Source organism: Oxyplasma meridianum (assembly GCF_038024865.1).
GTDB lineage: Archaea > Thermoplasmatota > Thermoplasmata > Thermoplasmatales > Thermoplasmataceae > Oxyplasma > Oxyplasma meridianum.
Genome location: NZ_CP133772.1, coordinates 651,195 through 669,872 on the forward strand (window position 1 = coordinate 651,195; position 18,678 = coordinate 669,872).

Below are 18,678 nucleotides of genomic sequence, written 5' to 3' on the forward strand. Positions count from 1 at the left end.
TTCTTTCTCTATCTTTCAGAAGGTTAAACAAATTTTCGGAATTTTTTGTTTATTCAGTATTGTAAAGACATATTTTTTCATTTTTAGGTTTGTTTTATCTAATTTCTAAATACCGAGAATGTGGGGAGAGCTTTTTCTTGAAGCAGAAGCGAAATACTTGCATTTGCTTATATATGCTACATGCTCGTTGATGTATTACTACTATCCAGAAAGATTTATACGAATCTAAGGGTCTTTAGCTCAGGCTCTACATCTCTCTTAATTATTTCATCTATACCTATACCTTCTTCCTGGGCCTGTTTGCACAGTCTAACTGTTGTTTCATGGTCAATTATTTTCCGACCTCCCGCTTTTGTATAGATCTGAATTTCACCAAAGTCTTCGCAGTCTATCATAACCATACAGTATTTCCTTAGAGAAGAATTTTTTCGCATCAAAGGCCGTGAAGTTACTAATTCAAAGGTTATTGAAGAATACTTAATCAAGTTTTAAATTTAAATCAACCATTTAAAAAAAATAACGATCACGAAGATCACCTGGCTTAAAATATGGACTAATTGCAAATTGAAGTAAAAAGTTTCATAGAAGAAAGGCGAATTAATGCGAGAACGAATCAGTGTTCATGGATTTGTAACTGTGAAGATTTCCATTGCGTAATACTCGATTAATGAAGGTATTAGATATTCCTCAATGTGTAAGGTTAGTTATAGCAAAATGGTAGGGGATCAATTGGTAGAAATAAGCTTCTAATTTATAACTTCAAGGGAAAACTCTCACTTAGAAAATAATACTGGATTTAACTAAAAATTCTTTTACAGTCATCAATAATGAACTCTTGACCAAATAATAGGACCCCGTATAAGACGAAATTATCACATACATCAAGGAAAAAGAGAATTGAATATAATATAATGGGTGGATCAATTTTACTTTACCACATATACCAGCATGAATCATGAAACTTATTTATGATGTATTCAATACATATAATACACATATAAGCAATATTTCATAAGCGTTCATTAATACTTAATTGCTATCGACGTATTTTGCAAGATCTACTAACCAAAAGACGGAACCATCAGGACACTTAATCACTTTCTATTTGAAAAGCCCTTTATGAAATGTTTTCTTCATTTGAAAGATATTGCAGTATCGTCGGCACCCATAGAATTCCCAAATTAATTCGAATTAAAAAATAATGAAAACCAGTAAATATGAAGAATTAGGTCGATTAATGATGTGAACATCTTAAAAGGGAAGACCAGAATGATGATTCCCATTTAGTTTCAGCAATTACTATGGCTTCACAGTTCTTGATTTATGTTAATACTACAAACAGCCTTCCTGTATCATTTCAGAAAGTAGCCACCTTTACATCTGGTCCCTTCGGTCTTCACCTTATACTGGAAACACGATTCAGTAGTTTTAAAAGTCGAAAAACATAGGTATATCCATGTAAGTTTACAACCCTAGATTCTTTAAAGTCAATTTAAGTGGAAATAACAATTAATGGGCAAATATAGTCTGTCAAGTTTTTCAACAATCCCACGTAGTAACAAACCTCATGGAATACTTATAGCCTTGGGGAATCACTCTGTGTATCGCCTTAGATGTGCAGCTTCTCTTATATTTAATTTACTCGGAATATATTTTTATTAAGTGATTTTTCATTGTAGGTATTATGATTTCAAGCTGCATAGTTCATTTGTCTATACAATAAACTTTGGCATTGGCTTTCTAAATAAAATGTCCACTTCTTTTGGTTATGAATTCGACTTGCCCGGTTACTGGTCAGCGTGTAATCAAAACATCGAAGATTTCCACATTTACAGTCCGTAAAATTATACAGTATTTGGAGCTGAAGGATGGGAACAGATCGTTGGAATTTACTTTGAAGTTGAGAAGTTAACTTACCTTCTTTTTAATTTATGTATTTTAAAAAGAGAAATCATAAGAGATCTGTCTGTGTTCCTATAATCTACATACATCAGAATGTTAATAGCGCTATATAACTAATTTGATATGGTACATGTATTGAGATTAAAAACCTTAAGTCAACTGGATAAATAACATGTAATTGTATTATACATACATATTCGCTACCTTAGGTATATCATAAGCGTTAAATCAGCTACAATTCAAAAGTCCTATTGAAACATCATTGATGCTTATTATACATGACAAATTTAGAAATCATTTAATGACCTTGAGACATTTGGTCTTGATAATCGTGTTAAGAAATCTTATTCATGGATTAGTAGTGATAGTTGTACAATTACATGATTTTTTGTAAATTGCCGACAATTTTTAATTAGGGCCGGCATTGTAGGGCTTTTCTGGACAATTGTAGTTTATGTCAATAACGCAGTATAATTACAATTATACAGCATTATAACATATGACATCAAATTGAACCCTGGTTAATTGATGTTGCCAAGTTGCATTGATCCTTCCTGTATGCGAGTAGCCATTATTGAATATTGTGAAAACCGTTATAATAGGTATATACAACATATAGGTTATAGATTTGTTAATTTACAAAATTTTCATGAGAATTCGACCTTGGGAAATATCAAAATATGCATGGGTGTGGTTGGACTAATTTATTTTTAAACGTTTTCAAAACTCTTACAATCCTATCCTCTAAAGCCAATCCATCATTCACTGAAATTAAATCTGGTTTCGGAGTTTATATGTCAGGCGTTCCATAATGTATTACTGGCCACGCCTTAAAGATTTAAAGTCTAAGAATAAGTCCAAGATTAAGAATTAAAAAAGATAGATTAGGTCACCGTAACTGTGCCAAGCATCCATCCGGGTGTGGCCATTGCACCGTTAAGGCCAAGTGATCCCGATCCGCATTCAGCTTCACACTGCCATACTGCTGTTCCACCACTGGTTATTACAAACTGTGCATGCGTTACAGTCTCCGCCTGTGAGGGTATATTCAGCCCAAATGAACTCACTGTGAATGTATGTGCAATGTTTCCAGATGGAAGGCTGCTCACTGATGTTGAATTGCTGAAGAATGACGGGGAGTTGACTTCAGAGTAGAGGGTTCTGAGGGCACTGGAATCATTATTATTGTAATACGACATGAACTGTGCCTTTGTCATCTCATGGTTGATATCAGGTATATTCTGTATATTGCCTATGCCTGTAACATACACATGGCCGCCCATGGTTCCAAGAACAGTGTTCATATTGGGATTCATCAGTGGAGATGGTCCATTGTCGAAATCTATCAGTATGAGATTTATGACACGATCGGCAGGCAGATACAGGTTGGAGGCGTCATGAAGTGATCCATTCTGCAGTATGAAGTAAGATGGCTGTGTTCCAGTGCTGGCGTTGAATATTACGCCATGCTGTATCACCAGGGTTATGTTGTATGGGTTATGGTCAATAACAGGGGATGCATTGGCCATGTCAGGCTGGTGGACAACCCATATGCCTCCACCTATCCCTGCAAGTATGACTGCTACTGTAAATACTATTAATATCCTATCTTCCATCTTTATCACTGAAATTTAGATGTTAACAATACTTATTAATAATGAACCTTAAATGTAAAGCGCAAAATATATAAGGAAAATATGAAACTCAATTCATGGATTGCCGGTGGAAGTTGAAAACGTTCATAAGTGGTAAAGGGATTCACAGGAATAAAGGATCTAGTTTTTAAGATGATCCATTCATAATTTTACCTAGATTATTTCTCCACTTTGTTGATATTGTGTCAAGTTCACTCAGTTAAACTTATCTTGAATTATACGATAAGCTTACATGGCTGATGATAAGAAAGTTTCTTACGGCAACGGTATAAATATAAGCCTTAAAGGTAAAGTGGCTCTGGTCACTGGTTCAAGCTCAGGACTTGGAATGGAAATCGCAAAATATCTGGCGAGAGCAGGTGCATCAGTTGCGATTCATTATCACTCTGAAAAACAGCAGGCAGAACAACTTTCACAAGAGATAAACAGCAATGGGGGAAGATCGGCAGTATTCGGGGGAGATGTTTCAAACAGGGCTGAGGTTGAAGCTATATACAAAAACATAGACAAGGATCTGGGGCCTATTGACATTCTTGTGAACAACGCCGGGGTTGATGGTAAGAGAGAATTCTGCGGAGATGATAATCCTGAAGATTGGGAAAGAGTTATAGCCATAAATCTCTTTGGTCCATATTACTGTGCCAGAGAAGCAGTAAAGAGGATGAAGAAGGCAGGGCATGGAGTCATTATCAACATTACATCTGTGCACGAGTTTGTTCCGTGGTCCGGCTATACAGCATACAGCAGTGCCAAGGCTGGGCTGTCAATGTTTACAAAGACGCTCGCCCAGGAGGTTTCGGAATCAGGTATAAGAGTCATATCAGTGGCCCCAGGTGCCATAAAGACACCTATAAATAAGGAAGTGTGGGGAAATCCTGAAACTTACAAAGACCTTCTGACCAAGATAGCAATGCCAAGAATGGGAGAAACATCTGATATTGCCCAGGCTGTCACATTCCTGGTCAGTGACATGGCATCATACATCACAGGAACAACTCTGGTGGTGGACGGTGGTATGCTTATTTATCCGGCATTCAAGCATGGTGGATAAATTAGTAAATGATAATTGTGAATTCATGGAAGTATATCCATATTTAGAAATTGAATCTTTTGACCTAATATCTTGATATAACCTTATGCCAACAAAAATTTGCCTTAGTATATTTCCACCATAACTTCAAGATATACTTTATAAGTTCCTAATTCTGGGGGAATTTTACTGGCATAGTTTATAAACTAAGTACAAGCCTTTCTGGGTATTTGAGTATAACACACTCTGTACATAGTTGTTATCAAAAATTTCTCCATTTGCTTTTCTATTTGTTAACGAGATTAACAAATTTATTTATCTTCTTTGAGAGCAAATAAAGATTTAAAACTGCCTTTGATAAGATGGAATTTTTACATAATCTTTCACCCATTTAGAGGGGTTTATCTTTCTTTTTTGGAAAAGAAGTATCATCCAGTGCGCAAGCCCAGAAAGATTATTTTCAATTTTACAGCATATCTTGAACACTATTATAATATGTGCGGAAAACCATAAAACAATTGCAAATAAAGGATAATCACTTTCCTGCATCTAAGATATCATTTAATGACCTTTTTGGTTAGGAGGTCAAATGAAACTTCCATAATCGAATTCAAAATTACATTTAATGCCTCTAAAAAATGTTAATCTGAATACTGTAACCTTCAGGTACTTTTCACCATTTAGCTTTAAGAATCCGCTTTTGCATGCCAACGCTTTTGCATGCCAAGAATTGACTGCAAATTATGAAATAGTGTAAACGCGCTCCGGTGAACCGGGAACCTGAGTATTCTTCATACGCCCTGCCCACTCAAGTCCAAGTTTAAGAGCCTTTGTATTGATTCCTATATTTTTTTCTGAAAACGTACTTTTCATGGCTTCGGTCACAGAACTGATGCCTAATGGGATAAGGTTCAGACCAAGTGCAATTCCTATCATAACCGTATTGACAGATTTAGGGGACCCCGCTGCCACTGCTATGCTTACTGCATCAACAGGATAAATTACTGTATCCTTTCCATGTTTTTCAACAAGTTCCTCAAACGATGGATATTCCATGCCTTGCATACTCAGTGATATGGGATTCAGTTTTTCAGTGCTTATTAGCGCTGTTTTTACCTTCCCCAGTGCTTCCATGGATCTGAAAGATTCCATCATTTCAAGCCCAAAAATTAGGTCACAGGTATTCATGGGAATTATAGGACCATACACCTCTCCCATCCTGACATCTACTGTAACCGATCCTCCTCTCTGCGAAAGCCCATGTATTTCAGACATGATTACTTTTTTTCCGGATATTTTTGCTGCCTCTGATACAATTGTACCTGCGGTTATGATACCCTGCCCACCTACGCCTGCAAGACGAATATTATACATTATTCTTCACCTCAATTGCCTGAAAAGGACATACAAGTGGTTCAGCACACACGCCACACCCATCACAGATTGTTGGATTTATGTTTATTTCCCCATTTTCAATGAATAGTGCAGGGCATGAAAAATTCTCAACACAGTTCATGCATTTGCCACACTTATCCTGGTTTACCACATACACTTCCATTACACCTTTCTTACGCATTTCTCTGTCTCTATTTATGGCACAATCCCGCCTTGAAATAATTACTGATACTCCTGTCTGGTGTAACGTTCTGTTTAAAGTTATCAGCGATTGTTTCAAATCGTAGGGATCAATTATTGATACATTCTTCACACCAAGACTTCTTACAACATCTTCGATAGGTACTGGCGTTACAGGTTTTCCATCGTAGTCCCTCTCTTCGCCGGGATTCGGCTGTTGTCCAGTCATTGCAGTGGTTCCATTATCCATTATAACAACAAGCATGTTCAGGTTGTTATGTACGGCGTTTACCAGTGGCGGAATTCCTGAATGATAGAACGTTGAATCTCCTATGAATGCTATGACCTTCTGGTCAGTTACCATAGCAAACCCGTTTGCAACACCAATGGATGATCCCATGGATATTATTGTATCTGCCTCGTCAAACGGATAGTATGTGCCTAGAGAATAACAGCCAATGTCAGATGCATAAATAGGGTCCTTTATGTTTGCCATCTTTACTGATCTCCTGACGGCATAGTAGGTTCCCCGGTGTGGGCAACCAGGACATAGAACTGGTGGCCTTGGTGCTATATCGCTGCTGGTGATGATTTTATCTCCTGGTGTATAGTTATTTACAAGAATTATATGGGACAGTGAATCAATAACAATATCAGGATTCAACTCATAACTCTGTGGAAAATATCCATTCATTTTACCATAAATTACTGTTTTTATATCATTCATCTGTGCAATTGACCTGACCTTTGTCTCCAGGTATGGATCCAGTTCTTCCACAATAACAATCTTTTTATGCTTTCTGAGAAAATCTTCTATTCTTCTTTCAGGCAGAGGATTTGTAAATCCTATTTTCAAGACATCCATCTCTATTGAATGACTGGTTATACTATCCATCAGTGAGTTATATGCTGATCCTGAGGTGATGGCACCTATACTGCTTATCATGTCTGTGGATACTCTGTTCAAAGCTGAAAGATTGGATTCGTTGGCAAGGTCTCCAAGTTTGTTCATAAGTTCTTTCTTCAATCCTATGGCATTGGACGGTAGGCTGACGAATCTCCTCGGGTCTCTTACAAATTTTCTTATAATGATCTTTTTATCAGGAATATTGCCCATGTTTACAAAACCCCTCATATGGCTTACCCTGGTAGTAGTTCGGAAAAGCACTGGAATATGGAATTTTTCAGAGAGTTCAAATGCTGCAATAATGAAGTCTTTTGCCTCCTGGGGGTTGGAAGGTTCAAGCATGGGAACGTGGGCCAGATCTGCGTAGTGCCTGTTATCCTGTTCGTTTTGGGATGAAAACATGGATGGGTCGTCTGCAGTCATAATAACCAGTCCACCCATTACGCCAGTATATACAATACTCATAAATGGATCTGACGCAACATTCAGCCCCACATGTTTCATGAACACAAGAGATCTGATGCCCGTTAAAGACGCCGCAAAGGCACTTTCCAATGCAACTTTCTCATTTACAGAATACAGAAATTTTATTCCCAGGCTGTTTGCAACCCGGGACAAGGCATCTCCCACCTCACTGGATGGAGTACCAGGATAGCTGGTGGCAAATTCTATTCCCGCTTCTACAGCCCCCCTTGCTATAGCTTCATTTCCAAGCAATAAAACAGGACTTTTCTGAACATTGGCTTCAGTGAGATTAAATAGTTGAGTCATGCAGATCATGTTATCATAAACTTTCAGTAAATTAACTGTTACCCTTAAATATGAAGTTAATGACAATATGTTTCAGGGAAGGAATGGCCGAAAGGTAAGTTTTGTTCCGGAATTACAGAATTAAATGAAAAGTTCCAATGTAAACTGGGACAGTGAGATCATCCCCGCTCAATATAGTATTAAAATATAGGCAAACCTATATAAAAATTGACTCCAAGATTTAAACATCTGCACCTATATTCTGGTAATTTTTTTTGATAAACAGGCTTCGCAGGTCATCAACAGAGACCATAGTGCCATCTCTCTCCACATACCAGAAATTCCAGCCATTGAAATTTGGTTTACCCTGTAGCAATGCACTTACCTGGTGAATTGACCCTGCTGCATCTCCGGAAACAATTGTAGCGTTGGAAAGTACTCTCGCATGAAATTTCCTGTCTCTGGAGTACAGAGTCTCACCATCGTAGATTAAACCTGAAGCTAGAAGACTACCGAATGGCACTCTGGGATCCCTCTTCTCAAGAGGGTAATCCAGCAGATCTTCATCCAGTGTTCTGACTTTTGAGATACGTTCTTGTGCCACTCTAGTATAATTTTCATCTCTCTCTATTCCTATAAAGTCTCTTCCAAGCAATTTGGCCACAGATCCAGTAGTGCCACTCCCCATAAAAGGGTCCAATATTAAATCGCCAGGATTGCTTGTTGAGATTATTATCCTTCTCATTAGTTCTTCAGGTTTCTGCGTTGAGTGAACTTTCTGTCCATTTATGCGTATCCGTTCTTCCCCGCTGCAAATTGGTATATCCCAGTCGCTCCTCATCTGAACTCCATCATTGTATGCCTTCATGGATTTGTAGTGGAATGTGTAATGGGAATCCCTATTTTTAACTGCAAATATCATTGTCTCATGCGCATTGGTAAATCGTGTTCCCCTAAAATTTGGCATGGGATTAGACTTGATCCAAATGATATCATTTATAATCCAGAAACCGAGGTCCTGCATGATCTTTCCAATTCTGAATATATTGTGATAGGACCCTATAACCCATATTACTCCATCCTCCTTCAAGACTCTTCTGCACTCCACAAGCCATTGCTTTGAAAACTGATCATATTCATCGAAACTTTCAAATCTGTCCCATGCGTCGTTGACTGCATCGACCTTTGTCTGGTTGGGTCTCCACAGTTCATCCCTCAACTGAAGATTGTAAGGTGGGTCAGCAAATATAAGATCAACAGAATTATCAGGAATGACCCGAAGAGTTTTAATTGTGTCTCCGCATAAGATCTGGTTGCGTAATTGAGAAATGTCCTTTATAATTGCCATTATTACGTCTTCAGAATATACAAAACAGTTATAACTTTCTCTTTGAGGGGGTAAGGTAAGAAGTTGAGAACGAGATCAATTTTAGAAAGTCATATTTATTATCAATAAGGATAAATCCCATAAAATACCAATGTTAAAAAAAGATAAATATAGGTGATATAATCTCAGTTTAAACAGGAAACAACATTTATCCCCCTTTGATGATCACACGCTTTTCAAAAACAATTATTCCGTTCCCATATTGATATGCCTCCCTTTCCAAATTCATGACAAAGAGAATAAAAATAAAAGATGGTAAAAGTTTGAACATAGATTGAATGCCGCCTCAAATAAGAAAATGGAAAGTTGGAAAACTAATCAGTCATCATTTTTCTCCCTCTGCAACTGAATTCGTTCTCCATGATCCCCCCTTCCGGTTTTTGTATTCAATATAGATGAAACCCAGAATCATCCATGCAACAAAGACATAGGCAGCTATAAGAACCGGGGGACTGATTGAGATAAACGAACCATAAAAGACAAAAACCAGTATGAGAATTGCAACGACTGTTATTATCATATTCAAAAACCCGATTTTTACTTTCTTGTCTTTCAATATCTTTGGAAGTGATGCATTGGCCATCATGTGAACCAGTATGGACCCAAGTGTCCCAGCCACTCCAGTAAAGAGAAATGCATTGAAGCCGCCCATTAGTTCAGTTGCAACCGCAGCAACCCCAAAACTTCCAAGTGCCATAACAAGAGAGGCTACATGCGGTGTCAAATATTTTTTGTGCACCTTCGAAATACTTTTTGGAAATATGTCATCATTTGCCATTGCATAGAGTACCCTGGAAGAACTGTTTGTGAAAGCTACCATGTCAGTAAGTATGCTATTTATGTAAAAAACAGTTATAAGAATTGCAGCCCATACACCTATGTCAGTGTAGGAAAGCGAAATTCCTGGAACAAGTGCATTTCCATATGATGCCATGTTATCTACACCCCACGCTACAGTGAAAGCATAAGACGCAAATACAAAGAAAATACCAAGTACTATCATTGTGAGTATAATCCCTTTCGCGATAGACTTCTTTGCGTTCTTTGTTTCCTCACCAAGAGGAGTGGATGTACCAAAGCCAGAAAAGGCTGTGTACATGAAAAGGACACCAAGCATTACTCCACTGAAACCTCCAGAGGCATACTTCGGCGTAAACACCGAAACGGTGTTTAAATCCGGCCTGGATATTATCAGCCAAAGTCCTATAAATACGACCACTGCAATCTCAAGGCTTGCCATAATAGATGCATATTTCAGGGACCCCTTGACTCCCAGGACAGATATAAGATAGCCAAACAGTACTGTGCCCCCAAGCAATGGTAGCCATGTGTAAGATGGGAGGTTTATATTGAACACGTTGGAAAGAAGGGCAGGCACAAAGACGGAAATGCTAAGGCCAATAAATCCAAGCGAGGTTACTTGATAAATTATGTAAGACCAGCCTGTGTAGGCACTAACATGTTTTCCATATCCCATTTTCACATAATCATAATATCCTCCGGCTCCGGCGACATGAACCGAGATTCTGTTTATTATATAGGCGTTCAGAGCAACAACAATAAAAGCCACAATTGCAGTAAGAGGAAGAGATCCAAGGGCAAAAACTGCAGCACCGGTCATTGTGGCAACTGCTGCGCCAGCTGGGGCAGATGCAGCGATTCCCTGGAATACAACTCCTCTGGTGGATACTGCATTCTTACGCAATCCTTTATGTGTAAATTCATTCAAATCAGGCATAGCCATGACATGGTAAACCATTGCATGTATAAAAAAGTTGCATTATAAAGATGCTGTTAAACATAGTTAATCTAGCCTTCACACCTTTAGTGTCTCTATGGAGGAAATGCATCAACGATACATTTTATTACCCTCTTAATTAGAAGTAACCGAACAGTTTCTGAATCTGAAAAATCCTGAAATAAAAAAGGTCATTGATCATATAGAACACTAAATCTCCTGACGGCTATGAATATTGAAGCACATATCTAAGACAAAGAGATGAAGAAAGAAGAAATTTCAGGATCTACTTCAAGGTGAAATATCAGGTAAAGCAAACGTTGATTGGAAACTCTCCTCTAATGTTGGCTCTAGTGTGATATGAGTGGCATACAATTACTAATCAACCGCATTTTTGCAATGTCCTTTCTGTATTTCATCTGGCGGTGATATTTATATAGAATATATAGTTGAAATTCTATGATATTAATATACGTTAAGTAAATGAATCAACCAAAGTAATACCTTATGAATAGTAAATGGACTCTACTGGTAGTTCTGGCAGTTGCAGTTATGATACCTGCTATTGCTGTTGCGGATGTCATGGTTAGCGGACAGATATTGATTCAAGGATTGCAAACCAGCGATACGTTTATAATTAATCATGGAACAAATTACCAATCAGCTAACGGATCTGGGCTATTTGGCTGGATTCCGGAGAAACAAAGCCCGCAAGAAACCTTGGGAACCGTATGGTTAGGGATGATGTCCAACGAAACTATTACTGAAGTAAATGTTCTTGAAATAAATTTTACATCTGGAGTCGCTAAAAATTCAATTTTTCAAATAGATGTAAGAAACGGTGATTTTGCAAAAAACACATTCATGATTGTTTCAACTTCCCCATTAACCATACTTCCTGATGGAAATATATTGGGATCAAATATGCTTGAATTCTCCCTTTACTCAGGAAATTCAGTAGTGAAGGGATTTCCAATAGGTATCACTGAAGGAAGCTTCATTGTAAGCTCATGGACTCATCTATATGTTGGTTTTTTCATACCACCCCAGGACGGAAACAGTTTTCAGAATGGTCTGGTAAATCCGCCCGAATTACTTCCACCCCCGCCTCCACCACCCACGCCACCATCACCACCCAATCCAGTTCCACCACCAATGCCGCCAAATTCGCAAATATACCCAATATCAGCTTCATTCATCGTGCAGTTTGGTTTAACTGAGAATTGATAGTTTTAACCAGATTCAATATCTCTCAGATTTTGGTAATGGTTCATTCAATTCATAATAGCGGTATTTTAAAAACCTCCAGCAAAGATTAAATTCCATCTGAAAGAGATCTTGTTAGAAAAAAGAATAATGCAATGCTTAAATTAGTTAGGTGTAATATTGGATAGTTTTAAGTGAGAACATTTACAGAAATAGGAATAGATGACAGGTTGGTAGAACAACTTAAGAAGATGAATTTTACCAGCCCCACAGAGGTTCAGGAAGTTTCAATACCCCTGATTCTCGATGGAAAAGACGTAGTAGTGAGAGCAAAAACGGGAACCGGAAAGACAGGGGCTTTTCTTATACCAGTTATAAACAAAATCTGGGGTACACGGGGGCTTAAGGCAATCGTTCTTACACCCACAAGGGAACTTGCAAAGCAGGTTGCTGAAGTTGCAGATAAGATGGGTAAAGAGGGAAAGCTGCATGTTGTCACAGTGTATGGCGGTGCATCAATAAATGCCCAGCTGGATGCATTGAGGAGAGGTGCAAATATTGTGGTTGGAACCCCTGGAAGGGTACTTGACCTCATATCGAGAGACGCCCTGAATCTAAGCAAGATAGAATACCTCATTCTCGATGAGGCGGATGTTATGCTTGATATGGGTTTTATAGACGATGCCCGGGAGATTATATCATATATGCCTAGAGAAAGGCAGACAATGCTGTTCTCGGCAACAATGCCCAGAGAGATACTCAGTATAGCAAAGTCCCATATGAAGAAGGACCGTGAGAATTTGATTGTAGGGGAAGAGGAGGAAGTTACTGTAAAGAGCATAAGCCATTATTATTCTGTTGCCGGTAGAAACCAGAAATTTAGAACTCTTCTGGCATACATAGAACAGTACCAACCTGCAAAGGCAATAATATTCACAAACACAAAGGATTCAGCAAACAAAATCCACTATATGCTAAAGCAGATGGAGTTCAATGCAATCCTTCTTCACGGCGGACTTACCCAGGCAGAGCGAGAAAGGTCACTGAATAATTTCAAAAGGGGATCGCAGTTTCTTATTGCCACAAACGTTGCTTCAAGGGGTCTGGATATACCGGATGTTACGGACATAATCAATTATGATGCACCGGATACTGGAAATTCTTATGTTCACAGAGTGGGGAGAAGCGCAAGAATGGGAAAAGACGGAAGAGCGTTTACCATAATTTCCGCTTCAGAACAGTCTCTAATTTCAGATATAAAGAGAAAGGCAAATGTGAAAATAAAGATACTTGATCTCGATCTGGAAAATGTAGAAAATGTCCAGATGGTAAGCTCCACTGAATTTTACGGACGGAAGGGAAGCCGTGGAGACAGATCCGACCGCGGTGGGTATGGTAGTGAGAGGCAGAATAGTGGAAACAGGGGACAAAGGCATTATGGTAACAGTGGTGGCCGGAGTTCTGGTGGATCACGAGGCCCAAGAAGATATAATAACGATGGAAGAAGAGATTATAGAGACTTATGAGATATAGGCTATTAGACAAATTTTTAACAATTTTTTTATTCCACCATTATGGTTGACAATAAGACTCTTTTCACCGGAAAGGCATCATTATACTCAAAATACAGGCCAGTTTATCCCAAGGAGTTTCTGGAAATACTTCGCAGAGAAATTGGATTTGATCAGAAATGGGTTGTAGCTGACATTGGGTCCGGTACAGGAATACTGTCAAGGTTATTCCTGGAAAATGGAAACCAGGTCCATTGTGTCGAACCTAATGACGATATGCGAAACGAATCCATAAAATTTAATGCAGGTTTCTCCAACTGTACGACTATAAATGGAAGGGCGGAAAACAGTGGACTGGAAGCAGATAGTATTAATCTGGTTGTTGCTGGCCAGTCCTTTCACTGGTTCAATCCAGTTGCTGCAAAAAAAGAGTTTGAAAGGATTCTTAAACCTGGAGGCTTTACTGCCCTAATATGGAACAACCGGTCAGGGAGGGAAAATGGGCTGATCAATGAATATGATTCTATATGCTCTAAATACAGTCACAGTTACCATGGTACAGGAAACACAAGAATAGAAAAAGAAACATTTAACACATTCTTTCACAAAGGTTACAAAATGCTGGAAATTTCAAACGACCAGAAACTGAATCTCGATGGCCTTTTGGGCAGGTACATGTCCTCTTCATATGCTCTTTCACCTGGAGAATCGAAATATGAAGACGCAGTTGAAAGCCTGAAGAAACTCTTCGGAAAATTTCAGGAGAACGGTTTTGTTGTTATAGAATATAAGACACAGATATTTTTTGGTCAGTTAAAATAAATAAGTCTTTCAATTTTCAATATTTCTCCATCTTTTTAGTAAGGCACTCTTGGCAGACACAATCTGAAGCCACCAGTGAAATCAACTCCCTCTGCTTTCTGTCAATTTTCAACTGATCACACCAGCATCCCAACAGTCCTCCACATGAAAATTTACTGCCGCACAGCTGGCATGTCTTGGTTTTCATCATAATATACAATACTTTGGGGATATAAAAAAATTGCATTCTGTGATGACGCAGGGCAAATAGAATATATGCCTGAATATAATCAGTCCGCCTATGGTTTCCAGGAACGTTTCCCTAATTACGGCTTCCTCCACCATAAGAGGTCTGGGATATTCATCCATCTGGATTTACAGTTCGTTGTATATGCATGAAGTCCTTAAAATATCACTTTTCTTTGACGGAATTATATTTACGGCAGGCGGATTCCTGGCTGCCTTTGTAAACATATACGGTGGCTCAATATCCGACAGAGTTGGACATAAAGAAACCATGATATTTTCTTACTCAATGGCAGTTATCATATATGCCGTAATCAGCTTTGTTCAAGGGGTAGCACTATCTGCAATCCTCTATCCAGCAGCATTCATAGCACTGATGATTTCCAACGCCATTCAATCACCTGCATCAAATGCCCTGATATCAAAGTCCTCTGATGTGCAACTTAAGGGGTTTTCAATACTGAGGGTGGGGAATAACATAGGTTGGGGGTTTGGGCCAGCTATTGGAGGTTTTATAGAATCATATTCCGGATACCACTTCCTCTTCATCTTTGGACTTCTGGCTGGTATTATATCGATTGGAATCAGCCTCTTCCTGCACAACGTAAAAAATGATGGCATGAAACCACGCCCAGCACTGATCACCAGCAACACATGGCTCCTGGAACTCTCAATGATTGCCCTGCTTCTATTCATAGTACAGGCACAGGAGACTGTTACACTTACCAATTACGCAACTATCATCAGATCTATAAAAGTTTACGAACTGGGATTCGTATACCTTACAAATGGAATATTCGTCACTGTATCACAGGGATTCGTATACAAAATATCAAGAAGAATTGGAAACTATGTATCATTTGCCATAGGATCATTCATATATTCCTTTGGTTTCTTTTCATACGCATTTGATACCAATCTCTTTGGAATGATAATTTCCACTATTGTCCTCACGATTGGGGAAGATTTTGCCTTCCCTGTTGGCTATTCCATGGTGTCGGCCGTATCAAAACCGGAAAATATAGGAAAAAACATGGGAATCTACAATGCGTTCCTTTCAATAGGGAGGGCAATAGGACCAACCATTGGTGGATCTGCATTTACATTTTTCCCAGATCCATATGAACTCTGGCTATTCACCACCATTACTGGATTCGTCAGCTGTTTAATGTTTATTGTAAGATTCAGGAAGGTTGAAACTCTGAAGCATGTCTGATATATGTGCTGTATAGCCAACATCAGTACCAAGTTGATTCCATGGCCCATATTTTGGAATATCTCCCCATCTTCTGCATAAATACAAAGTTGCAAGTCTAAACTAAGCCAATCAAACTTTGGTATTCTGAAGAATTACGTTGGTATAGAATGATTTGAACCTGACTGGTTGTCCTGAGTTCTGGCCGCCGTTCATATTGTAATACTTTTTTATAAAGGCAGGCTTTCCAAAAACGCTTTCAAGATTTTTGTGTTTCCGGTCCAGATTCATAAGGTATTTCCCTTTTAAGGTTTCCAATATTTCTGCCAGATCCTCATAGTCCCTCAAGCTAAAATCGTTATCATACCAGTCCTTGCCGGGATATGGTGGGTCAAAGTAGAAGAATGATGTGGGGGAATCATATTTTTTAACAAGTTCCCTGAAATCAAGATTCTCAATATTCCAACCAGATACGAATATACTAATCTGCCTAAAATCATGAAGCGTTTTCCTCATGTAGGAAAATATGGCTTTTTCGGTCTCAGTTCCGTAGGTTTTACCCATACCTCCAAAACTTACACTGAATCTGCAGAGTGTACTGAATGCATGGAACAGATCTGGAATATCAGTCTTTTTATCATCCCATACATGTTTATCATCCTTCACCAGAATGGAATCGATGATCTGTTTGAGGGCAACATTCTTCTCTCTTCCTGTATTTCTCTTAAGATCAGATCCATTATCGTCTGGATGATCCCGCCTGGCAGTTGAAAGGATACGGGTCAATTCATTGATCATATAGCCCGGGTCTTCCTTAATAGCCAGAAAAAGGTTGCTTAATTCCTGATTTATGTCATTATACACGACTTCCTTTGCCCTTATGTTAAGGGAAACTGTTCCGGAACCACCGAATACATCAATGATCCTCCTCATCCTGGATCTTTTGAAGACCTTATCTATGTCAGGCAAAAGAGTAGTTTTAGATCCTGGATATTTTATGATCCTTAGATATGACATTTACAGTGCTATATACCAAACTATTAGATAAATTGTATAAATTTTAATATGTTAGTGTTATACTAATACAATGGATACTCTACTTACAAAAAGAGAAAGAGATTGCCTTATTGCCATAGGGGATAATAGTGCGGAGTTTCCAATAAGGCTGGTTGATCTCTCCAGGATAATGCACATAAAACCACCATCGGCCATAGAAATTCTGAAAAAACTGGAAAAGTACAATTTTGTGGCAAGAAAGGATGGTATGGTGGTACTCACTGCTGATGGGATGGAGGAATACCATAAGCTTCTTACATCTCACCGTCTGTTCGAAACTCTCTTTGTCAGAATGGGAATTGATGAAGAAAAGGCTTGTGAAGAGGTAAGCAGTTTTGATTTCATGATGGAGGAAAAAACTGTAATGGACATCATGGCCGGAATGGGTATGCCCAAGGTCTGTCCACATGGAAAGCCAATCAGCGACGAAAACATGCACTGACATTAATATGGGTTGGACTGATATACTGTCAAGGGGCAGAGTTAATTGAATTCGAATACACATCTGGCAATATTCATACTGGCGTATATGGGCATAGTTGCCGCAATTAGCGCAGGCATATACTACCTCTTGCTTATAATACCGAAAAATAACGTATACTGGGTTTTACTTGTAATTGGTGCATTTGTAATATTCATTCTTGCATTCGGTGGTCTTGCCAGGCTGATGCGTAAGACAAACCCCAACAGAAAATAATAGATTTTTCAAACCAGAAGATTGTAAATTTTATCTTTAACCAAACCAGTCAATTACCTGGGCCATTCTCTGAAAAACACAGGACAATGTTTAATATGTGATATAGTGTATACTACAGGTAAATGAGATTCCCCACAGTTTCAGGAAAATTTTATCCTGCCGATCCATATGAACTACGAAAGATGCTGGACTCTCTTTATAAAAGAGTACAGGAAGCCGGCGTTCATGGGGAAATCCTCGGAATCATTGCTCCACATGCCGGATTGATCTATTCAGGCTATTCAGCAATGCATTCATTCAAATCCCTTAAAAAAAGCGAGAGAAGAAAATATGTCATCATCGGCACCAACCACTCTTCTTACAAAGATGGGACTTTTATAACCTCAAAAGGAGACTGGATGACACCCCTTGGATTATCAGGTATAAACAAGGATCTGGCCAACAAAATAATGTATGGCTGCGATTGGATCATTGACGACGAGGAATCCAATGATGATGAGTATTCAATAGAGATTCAACTACTCTATCTTCAATTCCTCTTTAAGAATTCATTTTCATTTGTGCCTATAATAATGGGTGACCAGAGTCCTGTTAACGCCGGCAGGCTTGCCAGGGGCCTTTCAGAGATTGACGACAATTTCATAATTGTATCAAGCTCAGACATGACTCATTACGAAAACGAAAGATCAGTTGAATCCAAGGATTTTGAAATCATGTCGCGTATAGTTGACCTTGACACACGGGGGTTTTACCAGTCGATTGAAAAGGAATCAATCTCCATTTGCGGTTCTGGTTCCATAGCTACTCTCATGGAATATACCAAAATTAAGAAGGGCAGGTTCAAGATTCTGCATCACTCCACATCTGCATCGGTAAACGGGGACACTGAAACTGTAGTTGGATATTCCTCAATGATAGCATACAAAGACTGAATCAATTTTTTTTTTAGAATGACTTCCATAGAGAATGACAAAAACTTATCATTTTAATTTTGCAACTGATATTCAAGGCGGTAGAATTAC

General features: G+C 38.6%; 16 protein-coding genes. 8 read left to right on the forward strand and 8 right to left on the reverse strand.

Going from position 1 to position 18,678, the window contains the following annotated elements; all coding sequences use genetic code 11:
• Nucleotides 1–215: 215 nt before the first annotated feature.
• Both OXIME_RS03325 and OXIME_RS03330 read right to left on the reverse strand, forming a co-directional pair.
• Complete coding sequence (locus OXIME_RS03325) at nt 216–401, reverse strand: hypothetical protein (RefSeq protein ID WP_393972056.1); 186 nt, start codon at nt 399–401, stop codon at nt 216–218.
• Between the two features lie 2,385 nt (nt 402–2,786).
• Nucleotides 2,787–3,518 (reverse strand): hypothetical protein, encoded by a 732-nt coding sequence (locus OXIME_RS03330; protein WP_393972057.1) that lies wholly within the window; start codon nt 3,516–3,518, stop codon nt 2,787–2,789.
• A 271-nt stretch (nt 3,519–3,789) separates the two neighbouring features.
• On the opposite strand from OXIME_RS03330, the gene OXIME_RS03335 reads away from it, so the two are divergent.
• Entirely contained in the window at nt 3,790–4,608 is an 819-nt protein-coding gene (locus OXIME_RS03335; RefSeq protein WP_393972058.1) for a glucose 1-dehydrogenase, read from the forward strand.
• Nucleotides 4,609–5,328: 720 nt separating this feature from the next.
• Here the strand turns inward: OXIME_RS03335 and OXIME_RS03340 are convergent.
• From OXIME_RS03340 to OXIME_RS03355, 4 genes are all read right to left on the reverse strand, one after another.
• Nucleotides 5,329–5,961 carry an indolepyruvate oxidoreductase subunit beta gene (locus OXIME_RS03340; RefSeq protein ID WP_393972059.1) on the reverse strand — a complete coding sequence of 211 codons (633 nt, stop codon included), beginning with the start codon at nt 5,959–5,961 and terminating at the stop codon, nt 5,329–5,331.
• Nucleotides 5,954–7,840, reverse strand: coding sequence for an indolepyruvate ferredoxin oxidoreductase subunit alpha (gene iorA, locus OXIME_RS03345; protein ID WP_393972060.1), 1,887 nt, complete (start codon nt 7,838–7,840; stop codon nt 5,954–5,956). The genes OXIME_RS03340 and iorA overlap by 8 nt, the downstream gene beginning before the upstream one ends.
• Nucleotides 7,841–8,060: 220 nt before the next feature.
• A complete protein-coding gene (locus tag OXIME_RS03350) occupies nt 8,061–9,167 on the reverse strand; it encodes a site-specific DNA-methyltransferase (RefSeq protein ID WP_393972061.1) in 1,107 nt (368 codons plus the stop codon).
• Between the two features lie 364 nt (nt 9,168–9,531).
• Complete coding sequence (locus OXIME_RS03355; RefSeq protein ID WP_393972062.1) at nt 9,532–10,944, reverse strand: APC family permease; 1,413 nt, start codon at nt 10,942–10,944, stop codon at nt 9,532–9,534.
• A 507-nt stretch (nt 10,945–11,451) separates the two neighbouring features.
• Here OXIME_RS03355 and OXIME_RS03360 point away from each other — a divergent pair.
• From OXIME_RS03360 to OXIME_RS03370, 3 genes are all read left to right on the forward strand, one after another.
• Nucleotides 11,452–12,171 (forward strand): hypothetical protein, encoded by a 720-nt coding sequence (locus OXIME_RS03360; RefSeq protein WP_393972063.1) that lies wholly within the window; start codon nt 11,452–11,454, stop codon nt 12,169–12,171.
• A 173-nt stretch (nt 12,172–12,344) separates the two neighbouring features.
• Nucleotides 12,345–13,676 (forward strand): DEAD/DEAH box helicase, encoded by a 1,332-nt coding sequence (locus tag OXIME_RS03365; protein WP_393972064.1) that lies wholly within the window; start codon nt 12,345–12,347, stop codon nt 13,674–13,676.
• Between the two features lie 48 nt (nt 13,677–13,724).
• Nucleotides 13,725–14,483 carry a class I SAM-dependent methyltransferase gene (locus OXIME_RS03370; protein ID WP_393972065.1) on the forward strand — a complete coding sequence of 253 codons (759 nt, stop codon included), beginning with the start codon at nt 13,725–13,727 and terminating at the stop codon, nt 14,481–14,483.
• A gap of 16 nt (nt 14,484–14,499) precedes the next feature.
• Here the strand turns inward: OXIME_RS03370 and OXIME_RS03375 are convergent, their stop codons facing one another.
• Nucleotides 14,500–14,709 carry a cysteine-rich CWC family protein gene (locus OXIME_RS03375; protein ID WP_393972066.1) on the reverse strand — a complete coding sequence of 70 codons (210 nt, stop codon included), beginning with the start codon at nt 14,707–14,709 and terminating at the stop codon, nt 14,500–14,502.
• Between the two features lie 54 nt (nt 14,710–14,763).
• Here OXIME_RS03375 and OXIME_RS03380 point away from each other — a divergent pair, with 54 nt between their 5' ends.
• Entirely contained in the window at nt 14,764–15,924 is a 1,161-nt protein-coding gene (locus tag OXIME_RS03380) for an MFS transporter (RefSeq protein WP_393972067.1), read from the forward strand.
• 111 nt (nt 15,925–16,035) lie between these two features.
• Here the strand turns inward: OXIME_RS03380 and OXIME_RS03385 are convergent, their stop codons facing one another.
• A complete protein-coding gene (locus tag OXIME_RS03385; protein ID WP_393972068.1) occupies nt 16,036–16,920 on the reverse strand; it encodes a DNA adenine methylase in 885 nt (294 codons plus the stop codon).
• 70 nt (nt 16,921–16,990) lie between these two features.
• Between OXIME_RS03385 and OXIME_RS03390 the strand changes: the two genes are divergently transcribed.
• The 3 genes from OXIME_RS03390 (at nt 16,991) to amrB (ending at nt 18,588) form a co-directional block, all read left to right on the forward strand.
• Complete coding sequence (locus OXIME_RS03390; RefSeq protein ID WP_393972069.1) at nt 16,991–17,401, forward strand: metal-dependent transcriptional regulator; 411 nt, start codon at nt 16,991–16,993, stop codon at nt 17,399–17,401.
• A 45-nt stretch (nt 17,402–17,446) separates the two neighbouring features.
• Nucleotides 17,447–17,656 (forward strand): hypothetical protein, encoded by a 210-nt coding sequence (locus OXIME_RS03395; RefSeq protein ID WP_393972070.1) that lies wholly within the window; start codon nt 17,447–17,449, stop codon nt 17,654–17,656.
• A 122-nt stretch (nt 17,657–17,778) separates the two neighbouring features.
• Nucleotides 17,779–18,588: an AmmeMemoRadiSam system protein B gene (gene amrB / locus OXIME_RS03400; protein WP_393972071.1), complete on the forward strand. Its 810-nt coding sequence runs from the start codon at nt 17,779–17,781 to the stop codon at nt 18,586–18,588.
• The last annotated feature ends 90 nt before the right edge of the window (nt 18,589–18,678 follow it).